The 23,025-nt window shown below is 69.5% G+C and carries 22 protein-coding genes; 9 read left to right on the forward strand and 13 right to left on the reverse strand.

Going from position 1 to position 23,025, the window contains the following annotated elements:
* Positions 1-53 precede the first annotated feature (53 nt).
* Positions 54-1,199 carry a hypothetical protein gene (locus V1460_RS24695; RefSeq protein ID WP_338675798.1) on the forward strand — a complete coding sequence of 382 codons (1,146 nt, stop codon included), beginning with the start codon at positions 54-56 and terminating at the stop codon, positions 1,197-1,199.
* A 128-nt stretch (positions 1,200-1,327) separates the two neighbouring features.
* Here the strand turns inward: V1460_RS24695 and V1460_RS24700 are convergent, their stop codons facing one another.
* The 9 genes from V1460_RS24700 to V1460_RS24740 form a co-directional block, all read right to left on the reverse strand.
* The gene (locus V1460_RS24700) at positions 1,328-1,753 is read right to left on the reverse strand and encodes a metal-sulfur cluster assembly factor (protein ID WP_338675799.1); all 426 of its coding nucleotides are present in this window, start codon (positions 1,751-1,753) and stop codon (positions 1,328-1,330) included.
* Positions 1,750-2,223 carry a Fe-S cluster assembly sulfur transfer protein SufU gene (gene sufU, locus V1460_RS24705; protein WP_338675800.1) on the reverse strand — a complete coding sequence of 158 codons (474 nt, stop codon included), beginning with the start codon at positions 2,221-2,223 and terminating at the stop codon, positions 1,750-1,752. Before sufU ends, V1460_RS24700 begins: the two co-directional genes overlap by 4 nt.
* Before the next feature lie 11 nt (positions 2,224-2,234).
* A complete protein-coding gene (locus V1460_RS24710; protein ID WP_338675801.1) occupies positions 2,235-3,503 on the reverse strand; it encodes a cysteine desulfurase in 1,269 nt (422 codons plus the stop codon).
* Entirely contained in the window at positions 3,500-4,264 is a 765-nt protein-coding gene (gene sufC, locus V1460_RS24715; protein WP_338675802.1) for a Fe-S cluster assembly ATPase SufC, read from the reverse strand. Before sufC ends, V1460_RS24710 begins: the two co-directional genes overlap by 4 nt.
* A gap of 7 nt (positions 4,265-4,271) precedes the next feature.
* Positions 4,272-4,589 (reverse strand): non-heme iron oxygenase ferredoxin subunit, encoded by a 318-nt coding sequence (locus V1460_RS24720; protein ID WP_338675803.1) that lies wholly within the window; start codon positions 4,587-4,589, stop codon positions 4,272-4,274.
* A complete protein-coding gene (sufD, locus tag V1460_RS24725) occupies positions 4,589-5,770 on the reverse strand; it encodes a Fe-S cluster assembly protein SufD (protein WP_338675804.1) in 1,182 nt (393 codons plus the stop codon). The genes V1460_RS24720 and sufD overlap by 1 nt, the downstream gene beginning before the upstream one ends.
* Positions 5,771-5,832: 62 nt before the next feature.
* On the reverse strand, positions 5,833-7,254 hold the full coding sequence (gene sufB / locus V1460_RS24730; protein WP_338675805.1) for a Fe-S cluster assembly protein SufB: 1,422 nt from the start codon (positions 7,252-7,254) through the stop codon (positions 5,833-5,835).
* Positions 7,251-8,057, reverse strand: a complete 807-nt coding sequence (locus tag V1460_RS24735; protein ID WP_338675806.1) for a metalloregulator ArsR/SmtB family transcription factor — start codon at positions 8,055-8,057, stop codon at positions 7,251-7,253. Before V1460_RS24735 ends, sufB begins: the two co-directional genes overlap by 4 nt.
* 171 nt (positions 8,058-8,228) lie before the next feature.
* Positions 8,229-8,669: a YidB family protein gene (locus tag V1460_RS24740; protein ID WP_338675807.1), complete on the reverse strand. Its 441-nt coding sequence runs from the start codon at positions 8,667-8,669 to the stop codon at positions 8,229-8,231.
* A 211-nt stretch (positions 8,670-8,880) separates the two neighbouring features.
* Here V1460_RS24740 and V1460_RS24745 point away from each other — a divergent pair, with 211 nt between their 5' ends.
* The 3 genes from V1460_RS24745 (at position 8,881) to V1460_RS24755 (ending at position 11,705) form a co-directional block, all read left to right on the forward strand.
* A complete protein-coding gene (locus V1460_RS24745; protein WP_338675808.1) occupies positions 8,881-9,807 on the forward strand; it encodes an ABC transporter ATP-binding protein in 927 nt (308 codons plus the stop codon).
* Complete coding sequence (locus tag V1460_RS24750; RefSeq protein WP_407077522.1) at positions 9,804-10,628, forward strand: ABC transporter permease; 825 nt, start codon at positions 9,804-9,806, stop codon at positions 10,626-10,628. The genes V1460_RS24745 and V1460_RS24750 overlap by 4 nt, the downstream gene beginning before the upstream one ends.
* Before the next feature lie 105 nt (positions 10,629-10,733).
* The gene (locus tag V1460_RS24755) at positions 10,734-11,705 is read left to right on the forward strand and encodes a COX15/CtaA family protein (protein ID WP_338678194.1); all 972 of its coding nucleotides are present in this window, start codon (positions 10,734-10,736) and stop codon (positions 11,703-11,705) included.
* 15 nt (positions 11,706-11,720) lie between these two features.
* Here the strand turns inward: V1460_RS24755 and V1460_RS24760 are convergent, their stop codons facing one another.
* From V1460_RS24760 to V1460_RS24770, 3 genes are all read right to left on the reverse strand, one after another.
* Complete coding sequence (locus V1460_RS24760; protein WP_338675809.1) at positions 11,721-12,887, reverse strand: amidohydrolase family protein; 1,167 nt, start codon at positions 12,885-12,887, stop codon at positions 11,721-11,723.
* Between the two features lie 135 nt (positions 12,888-13,022).
* Positions 13,023-13,379 carry a hypothetical protein gene (locus V1460_RS24765; RefSeq protein WP_338675810.1) on the reverse strand — a complete coding sequence of 119 codons (357 nt, stop codon included), beginning with the start codon at positions 13,377-13,379 and terminating at the stop codon, positions 13,023-13,025.
* A 198-nt stretch (positions 13,380-13,577) separates the two neighbouring features.
* A complete protein-coding gene (locus V1460_RS24770; RefSeq protein WP_338675811.1) occupies positions 13,578-14,525 on the reverse strand; it encodes a heme o synthase in 948 nt (315 codons plus the stop codon).
* Positions 14,526-14,990: 465 nt separating this feature from the next.
* Here V1460_RS24770 and tkt point away from each other — a divergent pair, with 465 nt between their 5' ends.
* The 5 genes from tkt to pgl are packed head-to-tail and all read left to right on the forward strand — an operon-like array spanning position 14,991 to position 21,618.
* Complete coding sequence (gene tkt, locus V1460_RS24775) at positions 14,991-17,093, forward strand: transketolase (protein WP_338675812.1); 2,103 nt, start codon at positions 14,991-14,993, stop codon at positions 17,091-17,093.
* A 34-nt stretch (positions 17,094-17,127) separates the two neighbouring features.
* Complete coding sequence (tal, locus tag V1460_RS24780; RefSeq protein ID WP_338675813.1) at positions 17,128-18,246, forward strand: transaldolase; 1,119 nt, start codon at positions 17,128-17,130, stop codon at positions 18,244-18,246.
* Positions 18,247-18,251: 5 nt separating this feature from the next.
* Entirely contained in the window at positions 18,252-19,784 is a 1,533-nt protein-coding gene (gene zwf, locus V1460_RS24785) for a glucose-6-phosphate dehydrogenase (RefSeq protein WP_338675814.1), read from the forward strand.
* Positions 19,781-20,815, forward strand: a complete 1,035-nt coding sequence (opcA, locus tag V1460_RS24790; protein ID WP_338675815.1) for a glucose-6-phosphate dehydrogenase assembly protein OpcA — start codon at positions 19,781-19,783, stop codon at positions 20,813-20,815. The genes zwf and opcA overlap by 4 nt, the downstream gene beginning before the upstream one ends.
* Positions 20,812-21,618, forward strand: coding sequence for a 6-phosphogluconolactonase (gene pgl, locus V1460_RS24795; protein WP_338675816.1), 807 nt, complete (start codon positions 20,812-20,814; stop codon positions 21,616-21,618). The genes opcA and pgl overlap by 4 nt, the downstream gene beginning before the upstream one ends.
* A gap of 83 nt (positions 21,619-21,701) precedes the next feature.
* On the opposite strand, the gene V1460_RS24800 is transcribed toward pgl, so the two are convergent.
* Positions 21,702-22,793: a cytochrome P450 gene (locus tag V1460_RS24800; RefSeq protein WP_338675817.1), complete on the reverse strand. Its 1,092-nt coding sequence runs from the start codon at positions 22,791-22,793 to the stop codon at positions 21,702-21,704.
* Positions 22,794-23,025 lie beyond the last annotated feature (232 nt).

Below are 23,025 nucleotides of genomic sequence, written 5' to 3' on the forward strand. Positions count from 1 at the left end.
CCGTGTTCGAGTCACACCGAGACGCAGTACGAAAATAGGGCGGGGGGCGACGAATGTCGCAGAACACCGAGTGGGGACCGTACGGCGTGCCGCCGGGCTGGGGTGGCTGGGGCCCGCCCCCGGCACCGAAACCGGGCGTCATACCTCTACGGCCGCTCACGGTGGGCGAACTGTTCGGCGGTGCCTTCAGCACGATCGGTCGCCACTGGAAGCAGCTGCTCGGTATGGCCGCGGCCGTTTACGGGGCCTTGGCCCTGGTCGTGGTCGCGGCAGTCGCCGTCGCCTACCTGGCCGTCGAGGACGAGATCCGTGCCGTGGTGGACGCGAACCGCGATTCGCCCCCGGACTGGGACGAGGGCGGTCCGCTGCTCACCGCCTTCATCTGCTTCTGGCTCATCACCATGCTGGCCTCGGTGCTGGCCACGGTGGTGGTGCAGACGAGCATCCCGGCCGTCGTCCAGAACGCCGTTCTCGGCCGTCCCACGACCTTCGGCGCGGTATGGCGGCGCATCGCACCCCGGGTTCCCGCAGCCCTGGGCACCGTCGTGCTCAACGGCCTCATCGCAGTGGTCCCGGTGGGCTTCGCCACGCTGGGCTTCATCAGCATGTTCGTCGCCCTGGCCGCCCAGAACGAGGTGCCCGCGGCAGGTTGGCTGGCAGCGCTGGGCTTGCTGGGAGCCGCGGTGACCGCCCCGGTGGCCATCTGGCTGTGGGGCAGGTTCAGCCTGGCGTCGGCGGCTGTCGTCTTCGAGTCGCAGGGGCCGATCCGGGCCCTGCGCCGCTCGTCCGATCTGGTACGCGGAGACTGGTGGCGCGTCCTCGGCGTCACGATCCTGGCAACCCTGGTCGCGGCGACCGTGGGCGGCATCGTGCAGTACTTCACACAGTTCCTCGGCATGTTCCCGACGCTGATGATGATGCCCGGCAGCTACGGCTCCGAGCCCGAGCTCGCCGAGATCTTCACCGGGCTCGGCACCGCCATCGTCATCTCGATGATCGGCGGTCTGATCTCCCAGATCATCACCACGACCTTCCCCTGCCTGGTGACGAGTCTGCTCTACGTGGACCAGCGGCTCCGCAAGGAGAACCTCGGCCCGGTCCTGGCCGAGGCGGCGGGAGTGACCCAGCCGCCGACGGCACCGCAGCAGCCGCCGACGGGACCGCACCCCGGAGCCCCGGAAAGCCCGCACGCAGGTTGAGCGCCTGATCGGCTGCCCGGACGAAGGCAACGGCCCTGCCCGCCAGTCACACTGGCGGGCAGGGCCGTTGCCTTCGTCCGGGCGGTACCGCGCACCAGAGGTGCCGGAGCGATCAGACGCAGAAGCGGTCAGACGTTGAAGCCCAGAGCGCGGAGCTGTTCTCGACCGTCATCCGTGATCTTGTCCGGACCCCACGGCGGCATCCAGACCCAGTTGATCTTCAGCTCGTTGACGATGCCGTCCGTCGCAGCCTTCGCCTGGTCCTCGATGACATCGGTCAGCGGGCAGGCCGCCGACGTCAGCGTCATATCCAGGGTGGCGATGTTGGAGTCGTCGATGTGGATGCCGTAGATCAACCCGAGGTTGACCACGTCGATGCCCAGCTCGGGGTCCACGACGTCGTACAGAGCCTCGCGGACCTCCTCTTCGGACGCCTTCGAGCCCGCCGGACGCTCCGCCGCTGCGGTGTCCTGGGACGCGTAGGTCTCCTCGGTCGGCCACTCCTGCTCGGCGGAGCCTGCGGAGGCCGCCGTCGTGTCGGCGTTCTCGGTCATGCGGTCTTCCCTTCAGACGGGTCAGGCGACTCGGACAGCGCCTGAGCCGTCGCGTCCTTCCACGCCATCCAGCTCAGCAGCGCGCACTTCACCCGCGCCGGATACTTCGAGACACCGGCGAACGCCACCGCGTCCTCCAGCACCTCCTCCATCGCGTCATCCGGCTCGATCTGGCCCTTGGACTGCATCAGCTCCAGGAAGGTGCCCTGGATCTTCTGCGCCTCGGCCAGCTCCTTGCCGACCAGCAGCTCGTTCAGCACGGAGGCCGATGCCTGGCTGATGGAGCAGCCCTGGCCCTCGTAGGAGATGTCCTCGATACGCGATCCGTCGTACTTCACGCGAAGGGTGATCTCGTCGCCGCAGGTCGGGTTGACGTGGTGCACCTCGGCGTCGCCGTCCCGCAAGCCCCGCCCGTGGGGGTGCTTGTAGTGGTCCAGGATGACGTCCTGGTACATCGAATCAAGCTTCACGCGTCAGTCCCTCATCCGAAGAAGTCACGGACGTGCTCCAGGCCGTTGACCAGGGCGTCCACCTCGGCCGGCGTGGAGTACAGATAGAACGACGCCCGCGTGGTCGCAGGAATTCCGTACCGCAGGCAGACCGGCCGCGCGCAGTGGTGGCCGACCCGGACCGCGATGCCCTGTTCGTCCAGCACCTGGCCCACATCGTGCGGGTGGATGTCACCGAGTACGAAAGAGATCGCAGCGCCGCGGTCCTCGGCCGTCACCGGGCCGATGATCCTCAGGCCGGGGACCTCCTGGAGGCGCTGGACGGCGTATTCGGTGATCGCATGCTCATGCCGCGCGATCTTGTCCATGCCGATCGAGGTGAGGTAGTCCACGGCCGCGCCGAGACCGACCGCCTGGGCGATCGGGGGCGTGCCCGCCTCGAACTTGTGCGGCGCCGGGGCGTAGGTGGACGAGTGCATCGAGACGGTCTCGATCATCTCGCCACCGCCCAGGAACGGCGGGAGGTCCTCCAGCAGCTCCTGGCGCCCCCAGAGCACGCCGATACCGGTCGGTCCGCACATCTTGTGACCGGTGAAGGCCACGAAGTCGGCGCCGAGGGCCTGGACGTCCAGGGGCATGTGCGGGGCCGCCTGCGAGGCGTCGACGAGGACGAGCGCGCCGACCTCCTGCGCACGGCGGACGATCTGCTCCACCGGATTGAGCGTGCCCAGGATGTTGGACACCAGCACGAAGGAGACGATCTTCGTCTTCTCGGTGATGATCTCGTCGATGCCGGACAGGTCGAGCCTGCCGTCGTCGGTGAGACCGAACCACTTCAGCTTCGCACCGGTGCGCTGCGCGAGCAGCTGCCACGGAACGATGTTGGAGTGGTGCTCCATCTCCGTGATGACTATTTCGGTCTCGTGGTCCACGCGGTAGGGCTCATCGGCCCAACCCAGCATGTTCGCGACGAGGTTCAGCGACTCCGAGGCGTTCTTGGTGAAGATCACCTCGTCGCGGCTGGGCGCGTTGACGAAGGCGGCGACCTTGTCGCGGGCGCCCTCGTACAGCGCGGTGGCCTCCTCGGCGAGCACGTGCACACCGCGGTGGACATTGGCGTTGTGCTGCTCGTAGTACTCGCTGAGCACGTCGAGCACCTGGCGCGGGGTCTGCGAGGTCGCCGCGTTGTCCAGGTAGACGAGCTTCTTGCCGTCATGCAGGACGCGGTCCAGGATCGGGAAGTCCTTGCGGAGCGCCTCGGTGTCGAGGAGGCCGGGGAGCCCCTGGCGGGGATGGGTCACGCTGATACGCCACCCTTCACATATGCCTCGTAGCCCTCGGCCTCCAGCTTGTCCGCCAGCTCGGGGCCGCCGGACTCGGCGATCCGGCCGTTCGCGAACACGTGGACGTGGTCGGGCTTGATGTAACGGAGGATCCGGGTGTAGTGCGTGATCAGCAGGGTGCCGACCTCGCCGGTCTCACGCACCCGGTTGACGCCCTCGGAGACGACGCGCAGGGCGTCGACGTCCAGACCGGAGTCGGTCTCGTCCAGGATGGCGATCTTCGGCTTGAGCAGTTCGAGCTGGAGGATCTCGTGGCGCTTCTTCTCACCACCGGAGAAGCCTTCGTTGACGTTGCGCTCGGCGAAGGCGGGGTCCATCTGGAGACGCTCCATGGCCTCCTTGACCTCCTTCACCCAGGTGCGCAGCTTGGGGGCTTCGCCGCGGATGGCGGTGGCGGAGGTGCGCAGGAAGTTGGAGACCGAGACACCCGGGACCTCGACCGGGTACTGCATGGCGAGGAAGACACCGGCGCGGGCGCGCTCGTCGACGGACATCTCCAGGACGTCCTCGCCGTCCAGGGTCACGGTGCCGCCGGTGATCGTGTACTTGGGGTGGCCCGCGAGGGAGTAGGCGAGGGTCGACTTGCCGGAGCCGTTGGGGCCCATGATGGCGTGGGTCTCGCCCTGCTTCACGGTCAGGTCGACGCCCTTGAGGATCTCCCGGGGGCCGTTCTCGGCCTCGACGGAGACGTGCAGGTCGCGGATTTCAAGCGTTGCCATGGGTGACTCAGGACTCCTGGGTGACGGAGACGAGCACATCGTCCCCTTCGATCTTTACGGGGTATACGGGGACGGGTGCCGTCGCGGGAAGGCTGTCGGGCTTGCCGGTGCGGAGGTCGAAGCTGGAGCCGTGCAACCAGCACTCGATGTGGCAGTCCTCGACCTCGCCCTCCGAGAGGGAGACGTTGGCGTGCGAGCAGATGTCGTTGATCGCGAACACCTCGCCCTCGGTGCGCACGACGGAGACCGGCGTGCCGTCGAGTTCCACCCGCTTCGGGGTGTCCTCCTCCAGCTCGCTCAGCCCGCAGGCTCGGACGAAGGCCATCAGACGGACGCCTCCAGCTCGGCCTCGATCTTGGCGATGAGGCGCTCCTCGACGTCCGGCAGACCGATCTGCTGGACCAGCTCGGCGAAGAAGCCGCGGACGACCAGACGGCGGGCCTCGGTCTCCGGGATGCCGCGGGCCATCAGGTAGAACAGCTGCTCGTCGTCGAAACGGCCGGTGGCGGAGGCGTGTCCGGCACCGACGATCTCACCGGTCTCGATCTCCAGGTTCGGCACCGAGTCGACCCGCGCGCCGTCGGTGAGGACGAGGTTGCGGTTCATCTCGTAGGTGTCGGTGCCCTCGGCCTTGGCCTCGATGAGCACATCGCCGATCCAGACCGCATGGGCGTTGTCACCCTGGAGCGCGCCCTTGTAGACGACGTTGGACTTGCAGTGCGGGGTGTTGTGGTCGACCAGGAGGCGGTGCTCCTGGTGCTGGCCCGCGTCGGTGAAGTAGAGGCCGAACAGCTCGGCCTCGCCGCCCGTGCCCGCGTACGCCACACGCGGGTGGAGCCGCACGACGTCGCCGCCGAAGGTGACGACGACGGACTTGAAGGAGGCGTCCCGACCGACCAGCGCGTTGTGCTGGCCGAGGTGGACGGCCTTGTCGTCCCAGTCCTGGACGGAGACGACGGTCAGCTTGGCACCGTCGCCGAGCACGAAGTCGACGTTGGCCGCGACGGCCGCCTCACCGGTGTGGTCGATGACGACGACGGCTTCGGCGAAGGCACCCAGCTCGATGTGCTGGTGGCCGAAGGCGACACCGCCCTCACCGCGCACCGAGACCCGGATCGGCTCGGTCAGCACGGTCTCCTTGGGGACGGTGATGACGGAGGCCTTCTCGAAGGCGGAGTATGCCTGCGCGGCGACCCGGTCCACGGGCGTGCCGGCCTTGCCGAGCCGTGCGTCGTCGCGGCCGACGGTCTCCACCACGACGCCCTCGGGGGCGCTGACCTCGACCGTCACTCCGCCGTGGGTGGCGACGGCGGTGCCGTCGTGCAGCCCGGCGAGGCGGTCAAGCGGGGTGAATCGCCACTCCTCCTCGCGCCCGTGCGGGACGGGGAAGTCCGCCACGTCGTAGGACGGGGGGGCGCTCATGCGCGTGGCGACGGTGGACTCCGCGGCCACCGCGATCGAACCGGCGGTGGTGGAGCCCACCGGGATGCTCTGAGCCTCAGCCATGGCTGTCGTAGTGCTCGCTTTCTCGGATAAGTCGGTACTGACGGTCGGATGCGGCGGTGGCGCTAGCCGACCGCTCCTTCCATCTGGAGCTCGATCAGCCGGTTGAGTTCGAGGGCGTACTCCATGGGCAGCTCCTTGGCGATCGGCTCGACGAAGCCGCGCACGATCATCGCCATCGCCTCGTCCTCGGACAGACCCCGGCTCATCAGGTAGAAGAGCTGGTCCTCGGAGACCTTGGAGACCGTGGCCTCGTGGCCCATGGACACGTCGTCCTCGCGGACGTCCACGTACGGGTAGGTGTCGGAGCGCGAGATCGTGTCGACCAGCAGCGCGTCGCAGAGCACGTTGGACTTGGCGCCCGGGGCGCCCTCGCCGATCTCGATCAGGCCGCGGTAGGACGTGCGGCCTCCGCCTCGCGCCACCGACTTGGAGATGATGTTCGATGAGGTGTTCGGCGCCATGTGGACCATCTTGGCGCCGGCGTCCTGGTGCTGGCCCTCACCCGCGAACGCGATGGACAGCGTCTCGCCCTTGGCGTGCTCGCCCATCAGGTAGACGGCCGGGTACTTCATCGTCACCTTGGAGCCGATGTTGCCGTCGACCCACTCCATGGTCGCGCCCTCATAGGCCACAGCACGCTTGGTGACGAGGTTGTAGACGTTGTTCGACCAGTTCTGGATGGTCGTGTAGCGGCAGCGGGCGCCCTTCTTGACGATGATCTCCACCACGGCGCTGTGCAGCGAGTCCGAGCTGTAGATCGGTGCGGTGCAGCCCTCGACGTAGTGGACGTAGGCGTCCTCGTCCACGATGATCAGCGTCCGCTCGAACTGGCCCATGTTCTCGGTGTTGATCCGGAAGTAGGCCTGGAGCGGGATGTCGACGTGCACGCCCTTCGGTACGTAGATGAACGAGCCACCGGACCACACGGCGCTGTTCAGCGAGGCGAACTTGTTGTCGCCGACCGGGATGACGGTGCCGAAGTACTCCTGGAAGAGCTCCGGGTGCTCCTTCAGCGCGGTGTCGGTGTCCAGGAAGATGACGCCCTGGGCCTCCAGGTCCTCACGGATCTGGTGGTAGACGACCTCGGACTCGTACTGCGCCGCGACACCGGCGACCAGGCGCTGCTTCTCGGCCTCGGGGATGCCGAGCTTGTCGTACGTGTTCTTGATGTCCTCGGGCAGGTCCTCCCAGCTGGCGGCCTGCTTCTCGGTGGACCGTACGAAGTACTTGATGTTGTCGAAGTCGATGCCGGAGAGGTCGGAGCCCCAGTTCGGCATGGGCTTCTTGTCGAAGAGCCGCAGACCCTTCAGACGCAGCTTCAGCATCCACTCGGGCTCGGACTTCTTCGCGGAGATGTCACGGACGACCTCCTCGGAGAGGCCGCGCTTGGCGGCGGAGCCGGCGGCGTCGGAGTCGGCCCAGCCGTATTCGTACTTGCCCAGGCCCTCGAGCTCAGGGTGGGCAGTCTCCGTGGGGAGAGTCATGCGGGGTTCCTCCCGGCCTTGCTTGCAGATGCTGATGTGTCTGACGTTTTTGAGATGTGACTGCTGCTGGTTCTGTGACTGCCGGCCCTGCCGCTGCCGCTCGGGCCACGGCCCACCTTCGGGATGAAGGTGGTGCACACTCCGTCGCCGTGGGCGATGGTGGCCAGCCGTTGCACATGGGTCCCGAGCAGGCGCGAGAAGAGTTCCGTCTCCGCTTCGCACAGCTGCGGGTAGCGCTCGGCGGCGTGGGCGACGGGGCAGTGGTGCTGGCAGAGCTGCTCGCCGACCGGGGCGTCACGGGCCGTAGCAGCGTACCCATCGGCGCTCAGGGCCTTGGCCAGAGCCTCGGTCCTGTGCTCGGGATCGGCGGCGTCGACGGCCTTGCGGTACGCGTCGGCCTGCGCCTCGATCCGGGCCCGGGCGAAGTCCGCGACGGCAGCCTCACCGGCGGCTCCACCCCCGGCCGCACGCTCGATCCAGCGCAGGGCGTCGACGGCCAGCTTGTCGTACGACTGCTCGAAGGCATCACGACCGCAGTCCGTGAGCGCGAACACCTTGGCGGGCCGGCCCCGGGTGCGCGTCCCGTACACGCGCTGCTCGTGGGGGGCGACGACATCGTCGCTCACGAGCGCGTCCAGGTGGCGGCGGACGGCGGCCTGGGTGAGGCCGAGTCGTTTCGCGAGGTCGGCGACGGTGGAGGGACCGTGGTCCAGGATCGACCGCGCGACCCGGTTGCGCGTCGAGCGCTCCCCGGTAGCGAGCTCTTCCTGGGGGGCCTGATGCCCCGCCTCACCGTTTTTCACAACGCCATTGTTGCGTAATTCCGAGGACAGTGACAAGCCGCGCCCGCTCCGCGGACGGTGCCGTGCATCACTTAGGGAAACCTAACCTGACCTGCGGAAACGATCACCTCGCCGCTCCCTGCCGGGCCGTTCCGGGTGATCACCCGGATGTCCGTCTGCCTCCATGGGGCCCTACAGCAGCCCCTGCGGGACCTGCCCCTCCGGAGTCAGCCTGTCCACGGCCTGCGGCAGCGCCTCGGCAAGCAGGTCGGCGGCCTGCTCGGGTGCCACATCGGCCTGCCGCGCCACACGGTCGAGCACCTGGTACGGCAGCGCCTGAGCGAGCTCCGGACCGCTGACGGGCTCGTTGCCGCCGGGACCGACCCAGGAACCGACCTTGTCCGCGAGACCTCCCTCATTGAGCTCGTTCACCAGACCCTGGAGCGGGTTCCCGCCGCCCTGACCGCTGTCGCCGACCTCGCTGAACAGCGAGGCGAGCAACCCGCCCCTCCCGTCCCCGGTCAGCTCATCGCCCAGCAGAACGCCCAGCCGGCGTTCCAGATCGTTCTCCGCCACCGCTGCCGCCTTTCCGAAGCCGTCGCCCGTACGGGAGGTACCTCCCAGGGCACCCAAGCCCTACCCTCCGGCGCACTCGCTCGGGACCCAGGGCCGGATGGTTCACCCGCTTGAGCCCGGGCCAGCGGGCGACGCGCCGGCCGATCACGGGGTGCGGGTGGCACCGCGCCCGCGCGCCAGGACGGCGAAACGAAACCGGAGCTTCCGGTAGTGGCGGGTTCCGGACCCGGGGCCCGGAGGGCGCCCGGGGCTCCTTAGACTTCCCGGCATGAAGAACGAGTCCGTCGTCCAGGTGCGCGGCCTGGTCAAGCGGTATGGAGCGAAGACCGCGGTGGACGGGCTCGACCTCGAAGTCCGCGCCGGTACGGTGACCGCCGTCCTGGGCCCCAACGGCGCGGGGAAGACCACCACGGTCGAGACCTGCGAGGGCTACCGCCGTCCCGACTCGGGCAGCGTCCGGGTACTGGGGCTCGACCCGGTGGCCGACGCGGCGCGGCTGCGTCCCCGGATCGGCGTGATGCTCCAGTCCGGCGGCGTCTACTCGGGCGCTCGCGCCGACGAGATGCTCCGCCACATGGCCGGATTGCACGCGCACCCGCTGGACGTGGACGCCCTGATCGAGCGGCTCGGCCTCGGCTCCTGCGGTCGTACCGCCTACCGGAGGCTGTCCGGTGGACAGCAGCAGCGGCTCGCGCTGGCCATGGCCGTGGTCGGCCGCCCCGAGCTGGTGTTCCTGGACGAGCCGACAGCGGGCCTCGACCCGCAGGCACGCAGGGCCACCTGGGAGCTGGTGCGCGAGCTGCGCTCGGACGGGGTGACCGTGGTGCTCACCACTCACTTCATGGACGAGGCACAGGAGCTCTGCGACGACATCGCGATCATCGACGCGGGCCGTGTGGTCGCCCAAGGCAGCCCCGAGCAGCTCTGCCGCGGCGGCGCGGAGAACACCCTGCGCTTCACCGGCCGTCCGGGGCTCGACCTGGGCTCGCTGCTGAAGGCGCTGCCGGACGGCACATCGGCGGTCGAGGTGGTCCCCGGTGCGTACCGGATATCGGGCACCGTCGATCCGCAGCTGCTGGCCACCGTCGCTTCCTGGTGCGCACAGCACGGGGTGATGCCGGACGGGATCGCGGTGGAACGGCACACCCTGGAGGACGTCTTCTTGGAGCTGACCGGGAAGGAGCTGCGGTCATGACCGCTGAGGTGGGCGAAGGCATGGGCACGAGGGCGGGCGCGGCGGCGGGGCGGGGCGCTTCGGGCCGCTACGCCCCGAAGCCGGGCGCGGCACCGCTCGGGCGGATGATCGCGGCGCAGGCGGCGCTGGAGACCCGGATGCTGCTGCGCAACGGCGAGCAGCTGCTGCTGACGGTGATCATTCCGTCGCTGCTGCTGGTGCTGTTCTCGACGGTCGACATCGTGGACACGGGTGCCGGCCGGACCGTGGACTTCCTCACTCCCGGCATCCTCGCGCTCGCGGTTCTGTCCACCGCCTTCACCGGTCAGGCCATCGCCACCGGCTTCGAGCGGCGCTACGGGGTGCTCAAGCGGCTCGGCGCCTCACCACTGCCGCGGTGGGCGCTGATGACGGCCAAGACACTCGCGGTCCTGGTGACCGAGATCCTCCAGGTGGCGTTGCTGACCGTGCTCGCCTTCGCGCTCGGCTGGTCCCCGGAAGGGGGTCCCGTTCCGGTCCTGGCGCTGCTGGTACTCGGCACGGCGGCCTTCTCCGGACTCGGGTTGCTGATGGCGGGCACGCTCCGGGCGGAGGCCACGCTGGCCGCCGCGAACCTGGTGTTCCTGCTGCTGCTGGTGGGCGGCGGGGTGGTCGTACCGCTCGACAAGTTCCCCGAAGCGGCTCAGTCGCCGCTCGGGCTGCTGCCGATATCCGCACTGTCGGACGGGCTGCGCGACGTGCTGCAGCACGGTTCCGGGATGCCCTGGGCGGATCTCGGGATCCTGGCCGGCTGGGCGGTGCTCGGGCTCGGTGCGGCGGCGAAGTTCTTCCGCTGGGAGTGAGCACGCGGCGTGGGTGCGGTGCGGGTGCGCGGTGCGCTGTCCGGGGCATGTTCGTCCGCGCCCGGTCGTCCCCCTCGTGAAAGCGCGCACAAGCGGCCGCCTACGATAGTCGCCGTGCAGACCCCCCTCGCCTTCATCGCCCAGCGCTGGACACCGTCCCCCGCGACCGTCCGGCGTGCCGCGCTCTCCGCTGTCGTGATGAGCGTCGTCATCATCGTCACCGGTGGCGCGGTCCGGCTGACCGGCTCCGGTCTCGGCTGCGACACCTGGCCGAAGTGCACGGACGACAGCCTCTTCGCCACACCCGAGCAGGGCATCCACGGCGCGATCGAGTTCGGCAACCGCATGCTGACCTACGTGCTGTCGGCCGCGGTCGGCTGGGCGATCATCGCCGCGCGCTCCACCAAGCCGTGGCGGCGCGGACTCACCCGGCTGGGCTGGGCCCAGTTCTGGGTGGTGATGAGCAACGCCGTCCTCGGCGGGATCACCGTATGGGCCGGCCTCAACCCGTGGACCGTCGCCGGGCACTTCCTGGCCGCCAACGCGCTGCTGACGGTGGCCACCGTCACCTGGGTCAGGTCCGGTGAGGGCGACGCCGCGGTGCGGCGCCGGGTACCGCGTCCGGTGCGGAAGCTGTCCTGGGCGCTACTGGGCTCGTCCGCGCTGCTGATCGCCGTGGGGACGGCGGTGACCGGCTCCGGGAAGCACGCGGGCGACAGCAGCGATGTGCCGCGGATGCCGTTCAACTGGGTGGACGCCGCGCACGTACATGCGGCTCTGGCCTGGCTGGTGTGTCTGCTGGCCCTTGCGATGTGGCTGTCCCTGCGGGTGGTGGACGCCCCCGACGACACTCGAGCCCGCGCCCGGGAGCTGCTGATCGTGTTGCTCGCCCAAGGCGCCATCGGCTATGTGCAGTTCTTCACCGATGTGCCCGAGCTGCTGGTGGGCGCCCATATGCTCGGCTCCTCGCTGATGTGGGTCGCCGCCCTGCGGCTCGCACTCAGCCTGCGGGAGCGGCCGTTCGATGACCCGGCGGGGGCGTCGGCACGGCAGGACGCGGCGCTCACCACCGCCTGAGAGCGGAGCACGGGCTCAGACGTGGCGCCGCTGGATCCGGGCCGGCAGTTCCGAGCCACGAACCGCGGGCACCCGGACGGGGGTCGGTGGGGTGGTGGGCTGGACCGGCAGTCCGTAGACGCGGCGGGCATTGCCGGCGGCGATCATCTCGGCCACCCGCTGGGCGTCCGCCCGGGACCAGGCGCCGTCGGTGACCCAGCCGCTCAGCACCCGCACCAGCGCCTCCCGGAAGATCCGCGCACCGACCACATGGAGTTCGGGCAGCCCTCGCGATCCGCTGGAGAAGAGCAGCTTCCCGAACGGCGCGAGCTCCAGGATCTCCGCGAGCACGGACGCCGCGCCCGCTCCCGTGTACGCGAGCGCGGGCCCGACGTCGGCGTACACATGCGGGAAGACGCTCGCCAGGTGCGCGGCGTGACGGTGGTACGGGTAACCGTGCAACAGGACGAGATCGGTGCCGAGGCCGGTCGTGGCCGCCGCGAACCCGGTGAGCAGCAGCGGATCGTCCACGCCCACATGCAGTTGCAGCGGCCTCCCCGCGGTGACGGCGATCCAGAGCAGATGGCGCAGCAGTACGGGATCGGTGAGGCGGTCGCCCACCCGGCGCGCCGACAGCCAACGCCCCGTGGCACCTCTCACCTCGCCGGGGCCCGGCGGTTCGGGGGCGAGTGCGAGCCCGTGCCGCACACCCGCGACCGAGGTGAGGGCCACCGCCGTCGCAGCCGCCCCGTGGACGGCCTCGGCGAGATTGGCCAGAAAGCCGTCGACGGTGCCCGAGGTGTCGGCCACGTGTTCGGCGAGCTGTTCCAGGCGGGCGATCTCATGGGCCTCCGCCTCACCCGCCGCGGCGATCTCGGGGATCCCGGTGATGTCTCCCGGCAGTCCGGTGTCCACGAGGTAGGTGGAGATCCCGGTGGCCCGCAGCAGCCGTCGGCCGGACTCGAGGACGCCCAGCTCCCTGCGCCGGGCGAGATAGTACGCGGGTGGGCAGTGCGGTTCGAGTCCGAGCAAGGGGGGACACCAGCGCCGTACCGCGAAGCCCGTCTGGGTGTCGAAGAAGGTGGTGCCGGGCGCGGGTGCCCCGGCGGTCCTGCCCAGGTGCGCCTCGAAGGTGCCAAGGCCGAGTTCGGTACGCAGGACGCCGTGGCAGTACTGGTCCACCAAGGACGGCGTATCGATCATCCGGGACCTCCCCGCGGTGGGCGTGCTTGCACACGTCCTAACGGGTGAGCCGGGCATGAGGTGTTGCCCCCGGAGCCCGATGTGCCGTCCGTGCGGCGGGCACCGGACCGCGGCGGGCCCTGTGCCGGACCTTCGTCAGCCGTTCGACGGGCCGCCGACCTGGATGCCCGCCATGCGGGTCCACTCGTACGGTCCGGTGCGCACCTTCGCGGCGAAGTCGCCGTCGAAGGACTCATGCATCGTGATGCCCGACTTCTCCGCCGCGCTGACCGCGATGGCGTGGGTGGGGGCCACGATGTCGCCCCAGCCGCCGTCCTCGCCCACGAGCACGATGCGGCTGCCGCGCTCCCCGATGTAGGCGAGCTGACCCTCGGCTCCGCCGTGAGCCTTGGCGAAGGCGCCGATCTGCTTGGCGAGCTTGGCGGCCTTGCGGTCGGCGCGGGCGTCCTGCTTGACCTGGGGCGTGGTCTCGTCGACCTGGGTTTCTGCCATGACAGCGATGCTACTCGCGAGTAGATCCACTGGCGACCGCCAGGCCACGTGGTCTGGGCCACGCCTCGCCCGGCCGTACGGTCCCGGGCGCCACCGGGCAGTCCCGTATCGCCCGGGCCGGACCCGGGATCCTTCCGCCGGGAAGTCCGGGACAGCCCCTGACCGACCAGCGGATCGACTGATCAACCGGTCGACCGGTCAGCGCAGGAACGGATCCACGGCCACCGCCACGAACAGCAGCGACACATAGGTGATCGACCAGTGGAAGAGGCGCATCTCCTTGAGCTTTCCGCCCGTGGCCCCGGCCTTCGCCCGGCTCTGGAGGGCGTGCGCCTCCCACAGCCACCAGCCGCCGGTGGCCAGCGCGACCGCCGTGTAGAACCAGCCGGTGTAGCCGAGCGGGGTGAGCAGCAGCGAGACCGCGACCATCACCCAGCTGTAGAGGACGATCTGGCGGGCGACGGCCTTGTTGGAGGCGATCACGGGAAGCATCGGCACGCCGACGCGCGCGTAGTCCTCCTTGACCTTCATCGACAGCGGCCAGTAGTGCGGCGGCGTCCAGAAGAAGATGACCAGGAAGAGGATGACGGCCGCCCAGGACATCGAGTCGGTGACGGCTGACCAGCCGATGAGCACGGGCATGCAGCCTGCGATGCCGCCCCAGACGATGTTCTGCGCGGTGCGCCGCTTCAGCAGCATCGTGTAGACGACGACGTAGAAGAGGAGCGCGCCGAGCGCGAGCACCGCGGACAGCCAGTTGACGAGCAGTCCGAACCAGAGGGTGGAGACCACCGCGAGCGACAGTCCGAAGACCAGGCACTCGCGGGGCGAGACCATCCCGGTGACCAGCGGACGCTGCGATGTGCGGTCCATCAGCGCGTCGATGTCGCGGTCGATGTACATGTTGAGCGCGTTGGCGCCACCGGCGGAGAGATAGCCTCCGACGCAGGTGGCCACCACCAGCCAGAGGTCCGGCACCCCTTGGGCGGCCAGGAACATCACGGGGACCGTGGTGATCAGCAACAGCTCGATGATCCGCGGCTTGGTGAGCGCCACGAATGCCTTGACGCGGGCCCCGAATGGCCGATGGCCCCTTGGACCGGTGGTCAAGACGGCCCCTGCGGGCCGGGACTCGACGGCCGTCACGCACACCCCTGACAGAGAATTCCCAGCGAGCCCACGAGGACGCCTCCCGCACCCGGTGGTTGCGGGGGCATGGACACCCGTGGAGGCTCGCGCGTACCACGCCACTCTAGACGTTGGCCGCATGCCGATCTTCGCGGGGGTGGGGTCGTGTTGAGCGGTCCGGGACGGGGGCGCGTATTCACGGATTGACGCGACCCGTCGACGTGACCGGACACCGGACCGATCACGAACCGGTCACCGGAGCGGTGACCGGGCCGAACACCGAGCCGATCACCGACAGGAGGCGAAGTCCGGCTCGTGAGCGCACCCTGGCAGTGGCGGCACCGGAAGGAAGACCGGCGCTGTCCGAGGGGAGAGACGTGCTCTCGAAAGGACGCCCGCTGCTGCGAGGGTAGGCTCGACAGCGCCCGGTACACCCGTTCAGTCACCGGGACCCGAACATGTGGAGAGGAGCCCTGACCCAGGGTGAGCACCAAGCCGACCACCACAGATCTCGAGTGGACCGCATTGGACCAGCGGGCCGTGGACACCGTCCGTGTCCTCGCCGCTGACGCCGTACAGAAGGTCGGCAACGGCCATCCCGGTACGGCCATGAGCCTGGCCCCCGCGGCGTACGTCCTCTTCCAGAAGCTGATGCGGCACGACCCCGCCGATGCGGACTGGACCGGTCGCGACCGGTTCGTCCTCTCCGCAGGCCACTCAAGCCTGACTCTGTACATCCAGCTCTACCTGGCCGGATACGGCCTGGAGCTGGACGATCTGAAGGCGTTTCGCACCTGGGGCTCCAAGACCCCCGGGCACCCGGAGTACGGCCACACCGTCGGCGTCGAGACCACGACCGGCCCGCTGGGCCAGGGTGTCGCCAATGCCGTGGGCATGGCCATGGCCGCCCGTTACGAGCGCGGCCTGTTCGACCCGGACGCCGCGCCCGGCACCTCTCCGTTCGACCACACCATCTGGGCCATCGCGGGCGACGGCTGCCTCCAGGAGGGCATCTCCCACGAGGCGTCCGCTCTGGCCGGGCACCAGAAGCTCGGCAATCTGGTGCTGCTGTGGGACGACAACCACATCTCCATCGAGGGCGACACCGAGACCGCGGTCTCCGAGGACACCCTGAAGCGGTACGAGTCCTACGGCTGGCACGTGCAGCGTGTGGCGCAGCTGCCGAGCGGAGACCTCGACCCGGCCGGTCTGTACCGCGCGCTGAGGGCTGCTCAGGAGGAGACCGAGCGGCCTTCCTTCATCGCGGCCCGTTCGATCATCGCCTGGCCGGCCCCGAACGCCCAGAACACCGAGGCCTCGCACGGCTCGGCGCTCGGCGACGACGAGGTCGCGGCCACCAAGCGGGTGCTCGGCTTCGACCCCGAGCAGACCTTCGAGGTCTCCGACGAGGTCATCGGGCACACCCGCAAGGCCCTTGACCGGGGCCGTGACGCACGCGAGGAGTGGGAGAAGGGATTCGCCGAGTGGCGGGCATCCAACCCGGAGCGCGCCGCCGAGTTCGACCGCGTGCGCGCGGGCGAGCTGCCGGCCGGCTGGGAGGAGAAGCTCCCGGTGTTCGAGGCCGGCAAGGGCGTCGCGACCCGTGCCGCTTCCGGCAAGGTGCTCCAGGCGCTGGGCGGTGTCATCCCCGAGCTGTGGGGCGGTTCCGCCGACCTGGCCGGCTCGAACAACACCACCATCGACAAGTCGTCGTCCTTCCTGCCGAAGGGCAACCCCCTGCCGGAGGCCGACCCCTACGGCCGGACGATCCACTTCGGCATCCGCGAGCACGCGATGGCTGCCGTGATGAACGGCATCACGCTGCACGGCAACACCCGCGTCTACGGCGGCACCTTCCTGGTGTTCTCCGACTACATGCGCAACGCGGTGCGGCTGTCCGCGCTGATGCACCTGCCGGTGACCTACGTCTGGACGCATGACTCGATCGGTCTGGGCGAGGACGGCCCGACCCACCAGCCCGTCGAGCAGCTCGCCTCGCTGCGCGCGATCCCGGGTCTGTCCATCGTGCGCCCCGCCGACGCCAACGAGACGGCCATCGCCTGGCGGGAGATCCTGCGGCGCTGGACGAAGGCGTTCGGTGTCGGCACCCCGCACGGCCTGGCGCTGACCCGTCAGGGCGTGCCGACCTACGAGCCCAACGAGGACACCGCCAGGGGCGGTTACATCATGTTCGAGGCCGAGGGTCCCGACGGGCAGGCCGCCGATGCCGAGGTGGTGCTGATCGCCACCGGCTCCGAGGTGCACCTCGCGGTGGAGGCTCGCGAGCAGCTCCAGGCCGCGGGCACCCCGACGCGGGTGGTCTCGATGCCGTCCACCGAGTGGTTCGAGGAGCAGGAGCAGGCGTACAAGGACAGCGTGCTTCCGCCGTCGCTCAAGGCCCGGGTCGCGGTCGAGGCCGGTATCGGCCTGACCTGGCACCGCTACGTGGGCGACGCCGGGCGGATCGTCTCGCTGGAGCACTTCGGTGCGTCGGCGGACGGCAAGCTCCTGTTCCGCGAGTTCGGGTTCACCCCGGAGGCGGTGGCCGCCGCCGCCCGGGAATCGATCGACGCCGCCGGGCGCTGACGCCGGTATACGACCAGTAGGAGATGCAATTCCCATGACAGACGCACTCAAGCGCCTCTCCGACGAGGGCGTGGCGATCTGGCTCGACGACCTGTCGCGCAAGCGGATCACCTCCGGCAATCTCGCCGAGCTGATCGACCAGCACCACGTGGTGGGTGTCACGACCAACCCGTCGATCTTCCAGAAGGCGATCTCGTCCGGTGACGGCTACGAGCAGCAGCTCGCCGACCTGGCCGCACGCAGGCTGACGGTAGAGGAAGCCCTGCGGATGATCACGACGGCCGACGTCCGGGACGCCGCCGACGTGCTGCGTCCGGTGTTCGACGCCACCGGCGGGCAGGACGGCCGAGTGTCCATCGAGGTGGACCCGCGGCTCGCGCACAACACCGCCGCGACCATCGCGGAGGCCAAGCAGTTGGCCTGGCTGGTGGACCGCCCGAACACGTTCATCAAGATCCCGGCGACGAAGGCAGGCCTGCCCGCGATCACCGAGGTCATCGGGCAGGGCATCAGCGTCAATGTCACGCTGATCTTCTCGCTGGAGCGCTACCGCGAGGTGATGGACGCCTACCTGGCCGGCCTGGAGAAGGCGAAGGCCGCCGGACTCGACCTGTCGAAGATCCGTTCGGTGGCGTCTTTCTTCGTGTCCCGGGTGGACACCGAGATCGACAAGCGCCTGGACTCGCTCGGCACGGACGAGGCCAAGGCACTGCGCGGGAAGGCGGCACTCGCCAACGCCCGCCTCGCCTACGAGGCCTACGAGGAGGTGTTCGCCACCGCACGCTGGACCGCGCTGGACAAGGCGGGCGCCAACAAGCAGCGTCCGCTGTGGGCGTCGACCGGCGTCAAGGACCCGGCGTACAAGGACACGCTGTACGTGGACGAGCTGGTCGCCACGGGCACCGTGAACACCATGCCGGAGGCCACGCTCCAGGCCACGGCGGACCACGGGCAGATCACCGGGGACACCGTGCGCGGCACCTACGAGCAGTCGCGTGCCGAGCTCGACGGGCTCGCGAAGCTCGGGATCTCGTACGACGACGTGGTGCAGCTGCTCGAGGACGAGGGCGTCGAGAAGTTCGAGGCGGCCTGGAACGACCTGCTCAAGTCGACGCAGGCGGAGCTCGACCGCCTCGCGCCTTCGGAGGGCTGAGCGTCTTGACTCCCGCACACGGAGCCAATCCGCTCCGTGACGCCGCGGACCGGCGGCTCCCGCGTATCGCGGGGCCGTCGGGCCTGGTGATTTTCGGCGTCACGGGCGATTTGTCACGTAAGAAGTTGATGCCTGCTGTTTACGACCTCGCCAACCGCGGTCTGCTGCCGCCGGGCTTCTCGCTCGTCGGCTACGCCCGCCGCGAGTGGGACGACGAGGACTTCGCGCAGGAGGTGCACGACGCGGTCAAGCAGCACGCCCGCACCCCCTTCCGCGAGGAGGTCTGGCAGCAGCTGATCCAGGGGATGCGCTTCGTCCAGGGCGACTTCGACGATGACACCGCCTTCGAGAACCTGAAGAAGACGATCACCGAGCTGGACCAGGAGCAGGGCACCGGCGGCAACTTCGCGTTCTACCTGTCGGTGCCGCCGAAGTTCTTCCCCAAGGTCGTCAAGCAGCTCAAGAAGCACGGTCTGGCCGACCAGAAGGACGGCTCCTGGCGGCGTGCCGTCATCGAGAAGCCGTTCGGCCACGACCTCGCCTCGGCCAAGGAGCTCAACTCGATCGTCCACGAAGTGTTCGACCCGGACCAGGTGTTCCGGATCGACCACTACCTCGGCAAGGAAACCGTCCAGAACATCCTGGCTCTGCGTTTCGCCAACACCCTCTTCGAGCCGATCTGGAACCGGTCGTATGTGGACCATGTCCAGATCACCATGGCCGAGGACATCGGTATCGGCGGCCGGGCGGGCTACTACGACGGCATCGGCGCCGCCCGCGACGTGATCCAGAACCATCTGCTCCAGCTGCTCGCGCTGACCGCCATGGAGGAGCCCGCCTCCTTCGAGGCGGACGCGCTCGCGGCGGAGAAGACCAAGGTGCTGGGTGCCGTGAAGCTGCCGAAGGACCTGGCGGCGGGCACCGTGCGTGCCCAGTACACGGCGGGCTGGCAGGGCGGCGAGAAGGTCGTCGGCTATCTGGAGGAGGAGGGCACCGACCCGAACTCCAAGACCGACACCTATGCGGCCATCAAGGTGGAGATCGACAACCGCCGCTGGGCGGGTGTCCCCTTCTATCTGCGTACCGGCAAGCGGCTCGGGCGCCGTGTCACCGAGATCGCGGTGGTGTTCCAGCGTGCCCCGCACTCCCCCTTCGACCGGACCGCCACCCAGGAGCTGGGGCAGAACGCCCTGGTCATCCGGGTTCAGCCGGACGAGGGCGTCACCCTGCGGTTCGGCTCCAAAGTGCCGGGCACCTCGCTGGAGGTCCGGGACGTCTCGATGGACTTCGCCTACGGAGAGTCCTTCACGGAGTCCAGCCCGGAGGCGTACGAGCGGCTGATCCTCGATGTGCTGCTCGGTGACTCCAACCTCTTCCCGAGGGTCGAGGAAGTCGAACTGTCCTGGAAGATCCTCGACCCGATCGAGGAGTTCTGGGACCGGCACGGCAAGCCCGCGCGGTACCCCGCCGGGACCTGGGGACCGGCCGAGGCGGACGAAATGCTCGCACGAGACGGACGGAGCTGGCGTCGGCCATGAAGATCGACCTCACGGACACCACGTCAGGAAAGATCAACAAGGCTCTGGTGAAGGGACGCCGGGCAATCGGCACCCCGGCCGTCGGCATGGTGCTCACCCTGGTCATCGTCACCGACGAGGAGAACGCCTACGACGCGCTCAAGGCCGCCAACGACGCGTCCCGCGAGCACCCTTCACGCACCCTTGTGGTGATCAAGAGGGTCTCCCGGTCGCCGCGTGACAAGGCCAAGGCGCGTCTCGACGCGGAGGTGCGGGTCGGCGCCGACGCCGGCACCGGTGAGACGGTCGTACTGCGGCTGTACGGCGAGGTCGCCGACCACGCCAACTCGGTCGTGCTGCCGTTGCTGCTGCCGGACGCCCCGGTGGTGGTGTGGTGGCCGGTGCACGCACCGGCCGACCCGGCATCGGACCCGCTGGGCGCGTTGGCGCAGCGCCGGGTCACCGACACCTACGCCTGCGAGCAGCCGATCGCCGAGCTCACGGCCAGGGCCGACGCCTACACCCCGGGTGACACGGATCTGGCATGGACCCGGATCACCCCGTGGCGCTCGATGCTCGCCGCGGCACTGGACCAGGCGCCCTGGAAGGTGACCTCGGTCGAGGTGGAGGGCGAGGAGCACAACCCCAGCTGCGAGCTGCTCGCCATGTGGCTCGCCGACCGGCTCAAGGTGCCGGTGCAGCGCTCGGTTTCGACGGGCCCCGGACTGACCTCCGTGAGGATGGACACCAAGCAGGGCCCCATCGAGCTGGGCCGGTCCGACGGCTCCGTCGCCACCCTCTCCATCGAGGGCCAGCCGGACCGGGCGGTGGCACTGAAGCGGCGGGACACGGCGGAGCTGATCGCGGAGGAGCTGCGACGGCTCGACCCGGACGACATCTACGCCTCGGCGCTGCGGTACGGCGTCGACCGACTGGACATCGGTTCCGGCGAGCTTCCGGGGCCCGCTCCCGCGCAGGCCGCCGCGGAGGGAGCCGCGCCGCGGAAGAAGGCCGCGGCGAAGCCCCCGGCCAGGAAGGCGGCGTCGAAATGAGCGCTCCCCAGCTGGTCGTCCACCGCGACAAGGAGCTGATGGCGCAGGCCGCCGCGGCCCGGCTGATCACGAAGATCGTGGACGCCCAGGCCGCGCGCGGTTCGGCGTCGGTGGTCCTCACCGGCGGGCGCAACGGGAACGGCCTGCTGGCCGCACTGGCCGCCGCGCCTGCCCGGGACGCCATCGACTGGTCACGGCTGGAGCTGTGGTGGGGCGACGAGCGCTTCCTGCCGGAGGGCGACCCGGAGCGCAATGTCACCCAGGCCCGCCAGGTCCTGCTGGACTCGGTGCCGCTGGACCCGTCCCGGGTGCACCCGATGCCGGCGTCCGACGGCCCGTACGGCAATGACGCGGACACCGCGGCCGCGGCGTACGCGCAGGAGCTGGCGGCCGCCGCGGGTCCGGAGCACTATCGGTCAGCGGCTGCCGCCGCGGGCGGCGATGTGCCGACCTTCGACGTGCTGATGCTGGGCGTCGGCCCGGACACGCATGTCGCCTCCCTGTTCCCGGAGCATCCGGGGGTTCGGGAGACCGAGCGGACGGTGGTCGGCGTGCACGGCGCGCCCAAGCCGCCGCCCACCAGGATCTCGCTGACCCTTCCGGCGATCCGCGCAGCACGCGAGGTGTGGCTGCTCGCGGCGGGCGACGACAAGGCGAACGCGGCTCGGATCGCGCTGTCCGGCGCGGGTGAGATCCAGGCTCCGGCAGCCGGTGCGTACGGGCGGGCGAGGACGCTGTGGCTGCTCGACTCGGCCGCGGCGTCCCAGCTTCCGCGCGGGCTCTACCCACCGGCTTCGGCCTGAGCGGCTGAGCCGCTCGGGCTCCAGGCATCCTCGGCCGACGGCCCGGTTCCGTTGTGGAACCGGGCCGTCGGCGGTTGTGGACGTCACCACACCACAGGGAGCTTCTCCGGGCTTCGCATCAGGGCGCCCCACTTGATGTCGTCGGGGTCGACATCAAGCCGCAGGGTGGGAAGCCTGCGTGCCAGGCCGGAGAAGGCCGCTTCGATCTGGAGGCGCGCGAGGTGGGCGCCGAGGCAGTAGTGCGGGCCCCGTCCGAAGGCGAGATGACGCTCGGTCGATGCCTCCGCGTCCCGCGACAGCCGACAGGACAGTGGCGTGGGATAGACCTGTGCGTCGTGGTTGGCCGCTTCGATCGAGGCGAGAACCGCTTCCCCCTTGCGGATCGTCCCGGACGGCAGGTCGACGTCCTCTGTCGCCACCCGCACGTTGGACAGCGCCACCGAGTGGCAACGGAGCAGCTCGTCGGCAGCGGACGACAGCCCGGTGGAACCGCCGAAGAAGCGGTAGAGATCGGGATCAGCCAGCACGGTGACGGCCGCTCGGGTGAGGATGCCGGCCGGGGTGTGCCCTGCGATGATCATCATCAGTGCCAGGTCGCACACCTCGGACTCGGACAGTCCGGCGGTCTCGTCCCTGACCCTGATCAGTTCGCTGATCAGACCCTCGCCAGGAGACTTCTCCACGTGGCGCACGATCTCCTGGACGCGCTGCGCGTAGGCGGCCGCCTGTTCCCTGGCCGCCTCGCCCTCACCGGCGGCGAAGGAGGCCAGGGCACCCGCCCCGGCACGCAGCTCGGCACCGCTCTCGGGCGGGATACCGAGAATCTCGGCCATGGCGATGCCCGCGAGCGGGTCGGCGAACCGGCTGACGAAGTCGGCCGGCGATCCCTGGGAGACGAAGTCGGTGATCAGGTCGTCGACGAGCTGATGGATCCTCGGCCGCCAGCGGTCCATCCGTCCGCGGCTGAACGCCTTGGTGACGAATCCGCGCAGTCGTTGATGGCGCTCACCTTCCAGGTTGACGAGAAGGCCGAGGTTGTACGCCATGAAGTCGAACCCCGGGAGGAAGCGCGGGGCGGCGCTGCCGTTCAGATCTCGCGAGAAACGGCTGTCCGAGAGGACCTGCGCGACGTCCGCGTAACGTACGGCGAGACGAGCGGCGACTCCGCTGGGCATGCGGACCCAACCGAGTGGATCGTCCTCCCGGAGTCGTTCGAGAACGGCCGGTGGCCCACCCCGCGGCCCCGCAGGGAAAGGGCAGACGGGAAGCTCTTCGGTCTCCATCGTTTCTCCCGGATGTTCCGTCTCTGGGTCCTCCCTTTCTCAGGATGTCCATATGTCGATCCCCTCTATCGCCATGGGTTCATCGGATGCGATTTTTCAGCTTGTCGGACCATCGAAAGCGGCT

It is taken from the genome of Streptomyces sp. SCSIO 30461 (assembly GCF_037023745.1).
Classification (GTDB): Bacteria; Actinomycetota; Actinomycetes; order Streptomycetales; family Streptomycetaceae; genus Streptomyces.

Excerpts from the sequence above, each read along its gene's own strand:
- V1460_RS24695 (WP_338675798.1), top strand. The coding sequence starts at position 54 with ATGTCGCAGAACACCGAGTGGGGACCGTACGGCGTGCCGCCGGGCTGG.
- V1460_RS24700 (WP_338675799.1), bottom strand. The coding sequence starts at position 1,753 with ATGACCGAGAACGCCGACACGACGGCGGCCTCCGCAGGCTCCGCCGAG.
- sufC (WP_338675802.1), bottom strand. The coding sequence starts at position 4,264 with ATGGCAACGCTTGAAATCCGCGACCTGCACGTCTCCGTCGAGGCCGAG.
- V1460_RS24720 (WP_338675803.1), bottom strand. The coding sequence starts at position 4,589 with ATGGCCTTCGTCCGAGCCTGCGGGCTGAGCGAGCTGGAGGAGGACACC.
- sufD (WP_338675804.1), bottom strand. The coding sequence starts at position 5,770 with ATGGCTGAGGCTCAGAGCATCCCGGTGGGCTCCACCACCGCCGGTTCG.
- sufB (WP_338675805.1), bottom strand. The coding sequence starts at position 7,254 with ATGACTCTCCCCACGGAGACTGCCCACCCTGAGCTCGAGGGCCTGGGC.
- V1460_RS24745 (WP_338675808.1), top strand. The coding sequence starts at position 8,881 with ATGAAGAACGAGTCCGTCGTCCAGGTGCGCGGCCTGGTCAAGCGGTAT.
- V1460_RS24750 (WP_407077522.1), top strand. The coding sequence starts at position 9,804 with ATGACCGCTGAGGTGGGCGAAGGCATGGGCACGAGGGCGGGCGCGGCG.
- V1460_RS24760 (WP_338675809.1), bottom strand. The coding sequence starts at position 12,887 with ATGATCGATACGCCGTCCTTGGTGGACCAGTACTGCCACGGCGTCCTG.
- V1460_RS24765 (WP_338675810.1), bottom strand. The coding sequence starts at position 13,379 with ATGGCAGAAACCCAGGTCGACGAGACCACGCCCCAGGTCAAGCAGGAC.
- tal (WP_338675813.1), top strand. The coding sequence starts at position 17,128 with ATGACAGACGCACTCAAGCGCCTCTCCGACGAGGGCGTGGCGATCTGG.
- opcA (WP_338675815.1), top strand. The coding sequence starts at position 19,781 with ATGAAGATCGACCTCACGGACACCACGTCAGGAAAGATCAACAAGGCT.
- pgl (WP_338675816.1), top strand. The coding sequence starts at position 20,812 with ATGAGCGCTCCCCAGCTGGTCGTCCACCGCGACAAGGAGCTGATGGCG.
- V1460_RS24800 (WP_338675817.1), bottom strand. The coding sequence starts at position 22,793 with ATGCCCAGCGGAGTCGCCGCTCGTCTCGCCGTACGTTACGCGGACGTC.